Annotated in this window: 9 protein-coding genes; all 9 read left to right on the forward strand. The window is 66.8% G+C overall.

The genetic code is table 11. From position 1 onward, the window contains the following. Positions 1–126 precede the first annotated feature (126 nt). The 9 genes from AC1VXD_RS06990 (at position 127) to AC1VXD_RS07030 (ending at position 13,059) form a co-directional block, all read left to right on the forward strand. Positions 127–435: an STAS domain-containing protein gene (locus AC1VXD_RS06990; protein WP_079221799.1), complete on the forward strand. Its 309-nt coding sequence runs from the start codon at positions 127–129 to the stop codon at positions 433–435. Further along, positions 432–797 (forward strand): response regulator, encoded by a 366-nt coding sequence (locus AC1VXD_RS06995; RefSeq protein ID WP_070207889.1) that lies wholly within the window; start codon positions 432–434, stop codon positions 795–797. Before AC1VXD_RS06990 ends, AC1VXD_RS06995 begins: the two co-directional genes overlap by 4 nt. A gap of 54 nt (positions 798–851) precedes the next feature. Then, a complete protein-coding gene (locus AC1VXD_RS07000; protein WP_482991451.1) occupies positions 852–2,852 on the forward strand; it encodes a chemotaxis protein CheA in 2,001 nt (666 codons plus the stop codon). Between the two features lie 329 nt (positions 2,853–3,181). Continuing rightward, positions 3,182–5,422, forward strand: a complete 2,241-nt coding sequence (locus AC1VXD_RS07005; RefSeq protein ID WP_482991452.1) for a methyl-accepting chemotaxis protein — start codon at positions 3,182–3,184, stop codon at positions 5,420–5,422. Positions 5,423–5,585: 163 nt separating this feature from the next. Next, the gene (locus AC1VXD_RS07010) at positions 5,586–6,359 is read left to right on the forward strand and encodes a flagellar brake protein (protein ID WP_482991453.1); all 774 of its coding nucleotides are present in this window, start codon (positions 5,586–5,588) and stop codon (positions 6,357–6,359) included. Between the two features lie 207 nt (positions 6,360–6,566). Further along, a complete protein-coding gene (locus tag AC1VXD_RS07015; RefSeq protein WP_108768775.1) occupies positions 6,567–7,058 on the forward strand; it encodes a chemotaxis protein CheW in 492 nt (163 codons plus the stop codon). A 137-nt stretch (positions 7,059–7,195) separates the two neighbouring features. Next, positions 7,196–7,579: a hypothetical protein gene (locus AC1VXD_RS07020; RefSeq protein WP_482991454.1), complete on the forward strand. Its 384-nt coding sequence runs from the start codon at positions 7,196–7,198 to the stop codon at positions 7,577–7,579. 95 nt (positions 7,580–7,674) lie between these two features. Further along, the gene (locus tag AC1VXD_RS07025; protein ID WP_482991455.1) at positions 7,675–10,047 is read left to right on the forward strand and encodes a methyl-accepting chemotaxis protein; all 2,373 of its coding nucleotides are present in this window, start codon (positions 7,675–7,677) and stop codon (positions 10,045–10,047) included. A gap of 726 nt (positions 10,048–10,773) precedes the next feature. Next, positions 10,774–13,059, forward strand: coding sequence for a methyl-accepting chemotaxis protein (locus AC1VXD_RS07030; protein ID WP_482991456.1), 2,286 nt, complete (start codon positions 10,774–10,776; stop codon positions 13,057–13,059). Positions 13,060–13,156 lie beyond the last annotated feature (97 nt).

The raw sequence follows: 13,156 nt of genomic DNA on the forward strand, positions 1-13,156 counted from the left end.
TCGCCATCCACGCATGGCGTGGCTCTACTGAACGCGCCCGCGTGGGTACGCCGCCACTCGATTCAACCCTAAAGAACCCCTGCCGGGTGCCGTTATGGATCTCGGAACCGTTTGTCCGGAGCAACGATGAGCACTGTCGAACTGGGTGACGATCTCGGCATCGAGAACAGCACCGAGCTCAAGAACCGCCTTTCGCCCCTCGTGGCGGAAGCAGGCGAACTGACCCTGGACGCAAGCCAGGTCGGTCGCATCCACACGGCCAGCGTGCAGGTGCTGTGTGCGTTCGTGCAGGCGCGCCGCGAGGCGGGCCTGGGCACCGGCTTCCACGGTTGCACTGCAACCTTCCGTGACGCCGCCCGCCTGTTGGGCGTCACCCAGGCCCTGGGCCTGGACGTACCCCATGACAACCTGAAATCTGTGGAGAACGCTGCATGAGCGCACGTATCTTGGTGGTGGACGATTCGGCGTCGATGCGCCAGATGGTTTCCTTCGCCCTCACCTCGGCCGGTTTTGCCGTCGAAGAAGCCGAAGACGGCGCGGTCGCGCTCGGTCGCGCCAAGGGCCAGCGCTTCAACGCGGTGGTCACCGACGTCAACATGCCAAACATGGATGGCATCAGCCTGATCCGCGAGCTGCGCCAGCTGCCGGACTACAAGTTCACCCCGATGCTGATGCTGACCACCGAGTCGGCTGCGGACAAGAAGTCCGAAGGCAAGGCCGCCGGTGCCACCGGCTGGCTGGTCAAGCCGTTCAACCCCGAACAGCTGGTCGCCACCGTGCAGAAGGTGCTGGGTTGATCGCCCGGCACCCCTGAACCGCCCCCTTCCCCACGTTTCCGGATTGCCTCTGCCATGAGCATGGACCTGCAACGCTTCCACGCCACCTTCTTCGAGGAGAGCCGCGAAGGCCTCGACGCGATGGAGGCCGGCCTGCTGGCCCTGGAATCGGGGCAACAGGACCCGGAGATCATCAATTCGGTGTTCCGCGCCGCCCACTCCATCAAGGGTGGCGCCGGCACCTTCGGATTCGATGCGATCGCCGGCCTGACCCATGTGCTGGAAACGCTGCTGGATGAGCTGCGTGCCGGCAAGCGCGCGCTGGAACCGGCCGCAGTGGACGCGATGCTGTCCTCGGTAGACGTGCTGCGCGCCCTGCTGCGCGAAGCCGAGCACGGCCAGGCCGCTGATCCGGCCGCCGTCGCCGCGGTGAAGGCGCGCCTGGAAGCCGTGCTGTCCGGCCAGGTGGCCGCGAGCGCTCCGGCCGCTGCCGAAGCCAAGGTCGACGACACGCCCGAAGCCTGGCAGATCGGCTTCACCCCGGCACCGTCGCTGTTCATGAGCGGCAACGACCCGCTGCGCATCATCCGCGAACTGGAACATCTGGGTTCGCTGCAGGTGGCCGCGCGCATGGAGCGCCTGCCCGGCTTCGCCCAGCTCGATCCGCTCGAGGCCCACCTGGCATGGGACCTGGGCCTGGTCGGCAAGGTACCGCGCAGCAAGATCGAAGACACCTTCGCCTGGGTGCTGGACGACTGCGAACTGGACATCCGTCCGGCTGCGCCGCCGAGCTTGGCCACCCAGGCCCCCGCTGCACCCGTTGTTGCCCCTTCCACCCCCGCTGCACCGGTGGCTGCAGCCGCCCCCGCCGCGCCGGCCGCCAGCGGTGGCGGTGCACAGGAAGCGGAAACCTCGATTCGCGTCAGCGTGGACAAGGTCGACGCACTGATCAACCTGGTCGGTGAACTGGTCATCACCCAGGCCATGCTCAAGCAGGTCTCGCACGCACTGGACCCGGTGCATGCCGAAAGCCTGTTCGCCGGCCTGGACCAGCTTGAACGCAACACCCGCGACTTGCAGGAAGCAGTGATCGGCGTGCGCATGCTGCCGGTCGATGCGGTGTTCCGCCGCTTCCCGCGCCTGGTCCGCGACCTCTCGACCCGCCTCGGCAAGCAGGTGCGCCTGCGCACCGTCGGCGAAGGCACCGAACTGGACAAGGGCCTGATCGAAAAGATCGCTGATCCGCTGGTCCACCTGGTCCGCAACTCGATCGACCACGGCCTGGAAATGCCGGACGTGCGTCGTGACGCAGGCAAGGACGAGACCGGTACGATCACCCTGGCCGCTTCGCACCAGGGCGGCCACATCGTCATCGAAGTCAGCGACGACGGACGCGGCCTGAACCGCGACAAGATCCTGGCCAAGGCGCACGAACGCGGCCTGGCCGTGCCGGACAACCCGACCGATTCGCAGGTCTGGGACCTGATCTTCCAGCCCGGCTTCTCCACTGCCGATGCGGTGACCGATCTGTCCGGGCGCGGCGTGGGCATGGACGTGGTCCGCCGCAACATCCAGGCACTGGGTGGTGAAGTGCAGATCGAAAGCAGCCTGGGCAGCGGGACGCGCACGCTGATCCGCCTGCCGCTCACCCTCGCCATCCTCGACGGCATGACCGTGGCGGTGGCCGGCGAAACCCTGATCCTGCCGCTGGCCTACGTGCTGGAAGCGCTGCAGCCGCAGCCCGAGGACATCCGCAGCATGGCCGGCGAAGGCCGCGTGCTGCGCGTGCGTGGCGAGTACCTGCCGATCCTCTCGCTGAGCGAGTACTACGGCTATGGCACCCGCAGCGCCAACAGCGAATCGCTGGTGGTGGTGGTTGAAGGCGATGGGCAGAAGATCGCGCTGGAAGTGGACGAACTGGTCGGCCAGCAGCAGGTGGTGGTGAAGAACATCGAGAACAACTACCGCCGCATCGGCGGGGTGTCTGGTGCCACCATCCTCGGCGACGGCCGTGTCGCCCTGATCGTCGACATCGGTGGCCTGGTGCGCTCGCTGCGCGTGCCGCAGGCCGCCTGACCCACCGCACTGCGCTGTCCCCGAACCGCCGCCCGCAGGGGCGGCGTTTTTGTTTGCGCGCGCTTCAATCACGCTCACCGCGTTGTGTGACATTGGTCGTGCCGGCGGTTGCACCTGAAACCAGCTACGCGAGCCAAGGCAATGGTGCTGCAGCGGTTTCCACGTCATCTCGTCCGGTCAGCGAATGTGACATCGATCTTAAAGTCCTCACCGCTGACGCCGCTATCTGTCTGTGACGGCGGTCACTATCAGAACGCCCAGCCACCCCGTTACGCATTGCCCCTTCCAAGGCCGCCCGCGCGCGGCTCCACTGCCACCTGGAGCATTTCATGAAGTGGTTCCACGATCTGCCCATCGCCCGCAAGCTGGCGCTGGGTTTCACCTTGACCACCCTGATGACGGTGGTCCTGGGCGTCTTTGCGCTGCTGCGCCTCTCCGAAGCCAATGCACAGCTGGGCTCGATGGCGACCAACGACATGCCGTCGCTGCAGCACCTGGGCGAGGCGCGCTCGCTGCTGGGCGAGTTCCGCACTTACGAGATGGCCCTGCTGACCATGCTGGACCAGCCTGACCGGGTTGCCGACTACAACAAGCGCATGGATGACACCGCGCAGACGGTACGCGCTGAGTTGGCGGCCTACGCCGTCATTCCTGCCAGTGACGCCGAGCGCGCGCTGTTCACGCCGGTGAAAGCCGACGTAGATGCCTATCTCGCTGCAAACGCCAGGCTGCGTGAAGCAGTGAACAGCGGCGACGCCGCGCTGGCACAGCAGATTTCCGACGAGCAATCGCGGCCGGCACGGCGCAAGGCGTTCGATGACCTGAAAGCTCTGAGCGGATTCCTCAGCAAGCAGATGCAGGGCAAGATCGAAGGCGCCAACGCCACCCACCGCAACAGCATCATCGCCGTGGTCAGCTGCGTGGTACTGCTGTCCCTGCTCGCAGCCGCACTGGCCATCGTCATCTCCCGCGCGGTCACCGGCCCACTTGGCAAGGCACTTACCGCCATCCAGGCCGTCGCTCGCGGCGATCTCAGCGTCAATACCCAGGCCACCAGCCAGGATGAGGCCGGTCGCATGCTCGCCGCGACCAGCGAGATGACCGCCATGCTGCGCCGCTTCTCAGAGCAGACCCAGCTGATGGCGCAGATGCATGCAGGGCCGGACATCAGCCATCGCATCCCTGAAGATTTCCCCGGCGTCTACGGCCAGCTGGCCAGCGGCATCAATACCGTCATCTTCGAACACCTCGATGCAATCGTTGATGCCATCGAGGTACTCAACCAATACGCCATCGGCAATCTGGCACCGGACGCGCGCCGCCTGCCCGGCAGCCGGGCCATCCTGCACGAATCGATGGATGGGGCCAAGGCCAGCCTGCTGGCCATCAACACGCAGATCCAGCAGCTGGCCAACGCCGCGGCCGCAGGCGACTTCAGCCAGCGCGGCGACGCCGATCGCTTCGACCATGACTTCAAGGTGATGATCGAGCAGCTGAACTCCATGATGCAGGTGGCCGACGGCAACCTGGGCCAGCTCTCGCAGCTGCTGCAGGCCATCGCCGAAGGCGACCTGACCGCGCGCATGGACGGCCAGTTCCACGGCGTGTTCGCCCGCATGCGTGACGACGCCAACACCACCGTTGCCCAGCTGACCCAGATCGTCGGCCAGATCCAGGCCAGCGCTTCCAGCATTACCCTGGCCGCCGGCGAGATCGCCTCGGGCAACAGCGACCTGTCGCGCCGTACCGAACAGCAGGCCGCCAACCTGGAAGAGACCGCAGCATCGATGGAGGAACTCACCTCCACCGTGAAGCAGAACGCCGAACACGCCCGTCAGGCCAACCAGCTGGCCATCGGTGCACACGGGGTCGCCTCGCAGGGTGGGGAGGTGGTCGGCCAGGTGGTCACCACCATGTCCGCCATCGAAGCGTCGTCGAAGAAGATCGCCGAAATCATCACCGTCATTGACGGCATCGCCTTCCAGACCAACATCCTGGCCCTGAACGCCGCGGTGGAAGCGGCGCGTGCCGGTGAACAGGGTCGCGGCTTTGCCGTGGTCGCCAGCGAAGTGCGTACCCTCGCCCAGCGCTCGGCCGCAGCGGCCAAGGAGATCAAGGGCCTGATCGATGACTCGGTCGGCAAGGTCGCCGAAGGCTCGACGCTGGTCCACCAGGCCGGCAGCACCATGGGCGAGATCGTCGCCTCGGTGCAGCGCGTGACCGACATCATGGCCGAGATCTCCGCTGCCTCGCAGGAGCAGTCGGCCGGCATCGAACAGGTCAACCAGACCGTGGTGCAGATGGACGAAACCACCCAGCAGAACGCCGCACTGGTGGAAGAAGCCACGGCCGCCGCACGGGCGATGGAAGACCAGGCCGCGCAGCTGGGCGAAGCCGTGGCCCGCTTCCGCCTGGCCACTCCCGGCCTGTCGCCGGCCGCACCGCGCGTTGCCGCGGCCGCCCCGGCCGCACGCAAGGCCGCAACGCCGGCCAGCCCGGCACGCACCCCTGCACGCAAGCCGGTCGCGCAGCCTGCGCTGGCCGGTGACGGCGACTGGCAGGAGTTCTGACCCACAGCGGGTCCGGTCGCGGCATGACCGGACCCGCATCAGGGCGGCGGCACTGCCCATGGAAAGTGATGCATTTCACACTTCATAATTGCCGACCCCGGCCGATACCTCTTTCGAGCCCCGCGCCAGTGCGTGACGGTCCCCGCCCCAGAACCAAGATTCCATGTCCGACGGCCACGACAACGACCAGCACGATGCCCACGCGGCCGACGCCGCCGACGAACGCTTTCTGGTGCGCAATCCCCGTCAGCTGCGCCAGCTGCTGCGTTCGCTGATCGACCAGCGCTCGTTGATCAACGCACACATCGACGGTCGTGATCGCTCCTTCCCGACCGCCCTGCTTGACCTGGACGAGGACAATGATTTCCTGCTGCTCGATGGCAGTCTGCAGGAAGCCTCCAACCGCGCCGCTGAACAAGCCGATCACCTGCTCTGCTTCGCCCAGCTGGAACGGGTGCTGGTGCGCTTTCGCCTGCACGAACTGCAGCGGGTGGACAACGAGGGCCACGTCGCCTTCCGCGCGCCTTTGCCCGAAGAACTGGTGCACCTGCAGCGGCGCGAGCTGTACCGCCTGGCGACACCCATCACCGACTCGCCGCAACTGGCCCTGCCCGCCGGCGAAGTGGGCAGCGACGCGCTGTCGATGCGCGTGGTGGACATCAGCGGCGGCGGCCTGGCCGTTACCGTGCCCAGCGATTGCGCAGTGTTCAGCCTGCAGAAGCGCTACAACGCCGTGCTGTCGATGCCTGATGGCCCGGACCTGCAGATCACGCTGGTGGTCTGCAACATGCTGCCGCAGCGGCAACCCAACGGCATCGAGGTCAAGCGCATCGGCATGCGCTTCGACGACCTGCCGCGTGGTGGCGACAGCGCCATCCAGCGTTACATCTTCCGCATCGACCGCCAGCGCAAGGCGCGCCAGAACGGCGAGATGTGAGGGGTGGCGCCGAGCCATGCCCGGCGGCCTGCCCACGCACCGCCGGGCATGGCCCGGCGCTACCGAATTGTGCACGGCATGCGTGGATGACGCCCCTCCCGGTAGATCCACGCCATGCGTGGATGACGTACCTACCCACCTAAAGTCCCCACCGACGGGGCCGATATCGAGCCTGACACCGGGACTTCCGGCAGACCAGGACCCTCGATGAACGACAAGACCAGCTCCACCGCCAGCGCCGGTGGCGAATTCCTCAGCTTCACCCTCGGCGCCGAGCACTACGGCGTAGACATCCTCAAGGTGCAGGAAATCCGTGGCTACGACGCGGTCACCCGCGTGCCGGACGCGCCGGACTACATCAAGGGCGTCATCAACCTGCGCGGCACCATCGTTCCGGTCATCGACCTGCGCCTGAAGCTGCGCCTGGAGAACGCGACCTACGACGCCTTCACCGTGATGATCGTGCTGAACGTGGATGACCGCGTGGTCGGCATCGTCGTCGACAGCGTGTCCGACGTGATCCCGCTGTCGGGCGATCAGATCCGCCCCACTCCGGAATTCGGCGCCGCCGTCGATACCCGCTTCATTTCCGGCATCGGCACGCAGGACGACCGCATGCTGATCCTGCTGGACATCGAAACCCTGCTGGACAGCGCCGACATGGGCCAGGCCAGCCTGGTCGAAGACGCCGCTGCGTGAGCCAACGGACTTCCCTCACGTTTCTGTAACCGAGCCCTTCAGTTCCCCGCGGCGATGCCGATAGGGGGACAGGAACCCGGTCGCGCAGGAGCGCGCAGGACCGGATCGACCACCACAATCCCCGGAGAATCACCCCGATGAAGTCCCTGCTTGCGTTCGTTACGGCCGCCGTCCTGGCCACCACTGCCTCTTCCGCCATCGCACAGTCGGCCGACATGATCCCGCCGGAAATGGCACCGCGCTCGGTCGGCAAGGACGGCATGGTCTGCGGCAAGGTCGAGAAGGCACGCTTCGCGGAAGGTTCCGAAGGCCAGCCGACCTTCCTGTACATGGGCGGCGCCTTCCCGCGCCACACTTTCTCGGCCCGCATCGCCGGCGAGAACCGCGGCAAGTTCAACTTCCCGCTGGAAAGCCTGGAAGGCAAGACCGTCTGCGTGCTGGGCAAGATCCAGCGCGATGCCTCGCGCGCTGAAATCGAAGTCAGCTCGCCGGCAAGCCTGAAGCTGGCCAACATCAAGTAATCCGCTGTCCGTCACCACGCCGGCTGCTGCCGGCGTGGTCTGCTGCAACCGGGCCGGACGCCCGGCCGCGTCTGCCTTAGGAGATCACAACGCCCATGCCGTGGATCAACAACCTCAAACTGATGCCGAAGCTGCTGCTGACGTTCGGCGTCATCCTGCTGGTGATGCTGCTGCAGGGCATCGTCGCCTATCGTGGCCTGCATTCGCTGAACAACGTCACCACCGAGCTGGCGGGCTCGCGGATGGAGAGCATCCGCATGGCCGGCGAAATGCGCGGCATGGTGGGTGAATACCGTAACGCCGCCTACCAGCAGCTGATCCGCGCCAGCGACGACGTCAAGACCGACGCGCGCAACCGCGCCAAGGACGTGCGTGCGCGCATGGACAAGGCCGTGGTCGATTACCCCAAGATGATCGACAACGCGCAGCAGAAAAAGCTTTTTGATGCCTTCGCCGCGGACTGGAAGGCAGCCCTGGCTTCATATGACAGCGTCAGCGAAATGCTGGAGCTGGACCTGCCGGATGATGCCATCGACACCTTCGTCGGCGAGACGCGCACAAAGCACAACAAGGCAACGGCGGCGCTGGAGTCACTGATTGCCGAAGACAACCGCCTGGCTCGCGCGTCGCGCGACGAGGCGTCCTCCACTTACGCCGCATCGGCCACGCTGATGGTGATCGCCCTGTTTGGCGGCGCCGCGCTGGGCCTGGTGCTGGTGTGGCTGTTTGCCCGCGCCCTGGTCGGCAGCGTGCGTGGCGCCGTATCGGTCGCCAACGACGTCGCCGGGGGCAAGCTCGACGGCCATATCGACGTCAGCCGCCAGGATGAAGTGGGCGAACTGATGCAGGCCATGCAGCGCATGCAGCGCGACCTGCGCGAGCGCATCGAGACCGATGCCGCCGTCGCCCGCGAGAACCTGCGCATCCGTACCGCCCTGGACTACAGCTCCACCGGCGTTTACCTGACCGACCCGAACAACACCATCGTCTACAGCAACCGCGCCCTGCAGCAGACCCTGGCCCAGTACCAGGATGACGTGCGTCGTGACCTGCCGGACTTCGACGCCCAGGCGTCGCTGGTCGGCAAGCCGGTGACCGTGCTGGAACATCGTGGCGAGATGGACACCACCCTGGTGGCCAACCTTAAGGCCCACGGCGTCGCCCGCCGCCCGATGCAGTACGGCGATGCGCAGTTCGCCCAGGTGGCCTCGACCATCCGCAACGAAGCCGGTGACACCGTCGGCTACGTGGTGGAATGGCGCGACCGCACCCAGGAAGCGCAGGTCGAAGCCGAAGTGGCCCGCGTCATCGCCCAGGCCGCCGCCGGCGACCTGTCCGGCCGCATCGATGCCAACGGCAAGGAAGGCTTCTTCCTGCAGCTGGCCCAGCAGATCAACGGCCTGCTGGACGCCAACGCCGGCAGCATCGAGCAGATCTCCGGCCTGCTGGCGGCCCTGTCGCAGGGTGACCTGACCGTGCGCATGCACGGCGATTACCAGGGCGTGTTCGCCCGCATGCGTGACGATGCCAATGCCACCGCCGCGCAGCTGAGCGAGATCGTCACCCGCATCAAGCAGTCCAGCCGCGCGATCAACTCGGCCGCCGGCGAGATCGCCTCGGGCAACAGCGACCTGTCGCGCCGCACCGAGCAGCAGGCCGCCAACCTGGAAGAAACCGCTGCTTCGATGGAAGAGCTGACCTCGACCGTTCGCCAGAACGCCGAGCACGCCCGCCAGGCCAACCAGCTGGCCATCGGCGCACACGGTGTCGCCTCGCAGGGCGGCGACGTGGTGGGCCAGGTGGTCACCACCATGTCGGCCATCCAGGCGTCCTCGAAGAAGATCGCCGAGATCATCTCGGTCATCGACGGCATCGCCTTCCAGACCAATATCCTGGCACTGAACGCCGCGGTGGAAGCTGCGCGTGCCGGTGAACAGGGCCGTGGGTTCGCCGTGGTCGCCAGCGAAGTGCGCACCCTGGCACAGCGCTCGGCCGCGGCCGCCAAGGAGATCAAAGGCCTGATCGACGATTCGGTCGGCAAGGTCAACGATGGCTCGGCACTGGTGCACAAGGCCGGCGCGACCATGGGCGAGATCGTCGCCTCGGTGCAGCGCGTGACCGACATCATGGCGGAGATTTCCGCCGCCTCGCAGGAACAGTCGGCCGGCATCGAGCAGGTCAACCAGACCGTGGTGCAGATGGACGAGACCACCCAGCAGAATGCTGCGCTGGTGGAAGAAGCCACCGCCGCCGCCCGTGCAATGGAAGAGCAGGCGGGCCACCTGAGCGAGGCCGTGTCGATCTTCGTGGTGGACGAAGCCGAGACCGTGGTCGCCCCGCGCGCCCCGGCCCTGGCCCCGCGCGTGGCAGCCCCGGCACCGGCACCGGCCGCACCGCCGGCACGCCGCAGCACCGGCGGTCGCCCGATGGCTGCCGAGCTGGCGGACGGAGACTGGCAGGAGTTCTGATTCCTGCTGCCGCAGGCTTCGAAGACGCCCTGGCCCCGTGCCGGGGCGTTTTCGTTTCCGGGGTTCCCGGGGAAACAGCCAACGGCGAAGCCCCTCGGGGTGGGCGCTGTTGTGCTGGGATTCTGTGGGTTGGCCGGGCGGGTGGGCTGCGCAGGGGACGCGGTGAACCCGTCCATGGGGGCTTGGCCGCGGTATCCATGCCGCGAACACCCCTGCGTAACCCACCCGCCCGGCCACGGACAGTTTTCCGCGCGTCCACCCAGGATTGAAGAAAGAAGAGCAAAAGCAACAGCTGCAGCTCGTCCGGGCTCAGAGCCGTTTTCCTTTGGAAAACGGATCCGACCCCTCTATCCGCCCCCGATGAAAACACCGCTCTCGCCGTCCGCCGAGGCGATGCACGAAGAGGCGGGCCGGGGTGGGCAGGCGGGACCGTAGGCGCCAAGGACGGCGCCTACGAGCTACATGGACGTATTCACCGCGTATCGCGCCTGCCCACCCCGGCCCGCGTCCCTCGACACAACGAAACGCCGACAGACCGCTGTTGCTGTTGCCTTTGCTGTTGCCCTGGCTCAAACGCCTGCCGCAGGCAGCGCCGCAGCCGCCGCTGCAAGGAACTCTGAATACGCCCTCAAATCTCCCCGCCCCCGGCCGATAACCGTTCTGTCACGGCCTGTCGCGCCCTGACCGGTACTGGCGCCGCCCGCCCGTCTCGAACTGGCCTGCTTCATGAACCTCCTGCATCGCTGGCAACACTACTTCAGCAACCTCTCCGTCCGGCGCAAGCTCAACCTGCTGACGCTGCTCATCGCGATCGGCGTGATCGCGCTGTCGGTGATCGCCGCCCGCATGCAGTACCTGGATCTGAACGAAACCCGCAAGGCTTCCCTCAAGACCCAGGTCGAACTGACCTACGGCATCCTCGACCACTACCACGGCCTGGCCGCCAGTGGCGAACTGACCGACGAAGCCGCACGACAGGCCGCGCTGGATGCATTGGCGCGCATGCGCGCCGACCATGACACCTACTATTACAGCGTGTACGACACCCAGTACCGCGTCCTCATGCATCCCTTCCGCAAAGATCTCATCGGCAAGGACATGCGGGAGTTCCGCTCTGAAGACGGAGTGCAGCTTTTCCATGACCTGGTCCAGGTCGCACGCGCCGGCGGCGGCGTGGTGTCCTACAAATGGGCCAAGGCCAACGAGGAAGGCCTGTACGACAAGGCCTCCTACGCCGGTCTGTACAAGCCCTGGCAGTGGGTGATCAGCAGCGGTGTGTACATGGAAGACGTGCAGCGCCAGGCCATGGTCTTCACCGCCATCATGGGCGCCACCGGGGGTGTCCTGGTGCTGATCGTGCTTGCCCTGAGCTGGATCATCGGCAACCGCATCGCCGGCCCGCTCAAGCAGGCCACCGCCGTTGCCGAAGGCATCGCCCGGGGCAAGCTCGACAGCCACATCGGCCCGCAGCCGCACGACGAAACCGGTCGCCTGCTGGAGGCCATGTCCCGCATGCAGCAGCAGCTGCACGCGGTCATCAGCGGCCAACGCGAGATGGCGCGCCGCCACGACGCCGGTGAACTGAGCTACCGCATGGACGCCAGCGCCTTCCCCGGCGAGTACGGCCTGATGGTGCAGGAAACCAACACCCTGGTTGGCAGCCACGTGCAGACCCTGCACGACGTACTGGACGTGGTGAAGCAGTACGCCGTCGGCGACCTCAGCCGCGACGTCGCCCGCTACCCGGGCGAGAAAGCCGCCATGACCACCACCGTGGACACGGTCAAGGCCAACCTCGGCCGCATCAACGCAGAAATCAAGCAGCTGGCCGCCGCGGCCGCCGCCGGTGACTTCAGCCGCCGTGGCGATGCACAGCGCTTCGATCACGATTTCCGCCTGATGCTGGAAAACCTCAACGCGATGATGGCGGTCAGCGATGACAACCTCGGCAAGCTCTCGCAGCTGCTGTCGGCCATCGCCGAAGGCGACCTGACCACGCGCATGCAGGGCGACTACCAGGGCGTGTTCGCCCGCATGCGTGACGATGCAAACAGCACCGTCAGCCAGCTGACCCAGATCGTCGGCCAGATCCAGGCCAGCGCTTCCAGCATCACCCTCGCCGCCGGCGAGATCGCCTCGGGCAACAGCGACCTGTCGCGCCGTACCGAGCAGCAGGCCGCCAACCTGGAAGAAACCGCCGCATCGATGGAGGAACTGACCTCCACCGTTCGCCAGAACGCCGAGCATGCCCGCCAGGCCAACCAGCTCGCCATCGGCGCGCAGGGCGTGGCGTCGCAGGGCGGCAGCGTGGTCAGCCGGGTGGTCACCACCATGTCGGCCATCGAAGCCTCCTCGAAGAAGATCGCTGAAATCATCAGCGTCATCGACGGCATTGCGTTCCAGACCAACATCCTGGCCCTGAACGCCGCAGTGGAAGCCGCGCGTGCCGGTGAACAGGGCCGTGGCTTCGCCGTGGTCGCCAGCGAGGTGCGTACCCTCGCCCAGCGTTCGGCCGCCGCCGCCAAGGAGATCAAGGGCCTGATCGATGACTCGGTCGGCAAGGTCGCCGAAGGCTCCAGCCTGGTGCACCAGGCCGGCAGCACCATGGGCGAGATCGTCGCCTCGGTGCAGCGCGTCACCGACATCATGGCCGAGATCTCCGCTGCCTCGCAGGAGCAGTCGGCCGGCATAGAGCAGGTCAACCAGACCGTGGTGCAGATGGACGAAACCACCCAGCAGAACGCCGCACTGGTCGAAGAGGCCACCGCCGCCGCACGGGCGATGGAAGACCAGGCCGCGCAGCTGGCCGACGCCGTGGCGATCTTCCGCCTCGACAACCAGGTGGCGGCTGCCGTGAAGGCGGTCACCGCCCGCGTCGCGCCCACACCGGCCGCGGCGGCACGTCGCCCGCAGCCTGCCGGCGCACCGGCGTCGGCCCGACGTTCCAGTGCCAGCCCGTCCTCCAGCTCCAGCTTCGTCGCTCCCAGCGACGGCGACTGGCAGGAATTCTGATCCCGGCGGCGGCTTCGGCCCCCGCCCCCGCCGATTGCCACGGGCCCCGTGAACAGTGCCACTGCCATCGTCACCGGCCCCCGCCCATTAGAGTTGG

The sequence above is a fragment of the Stenotrophomonas sp. STEN054 genome, from assembly GCF_056854535.1.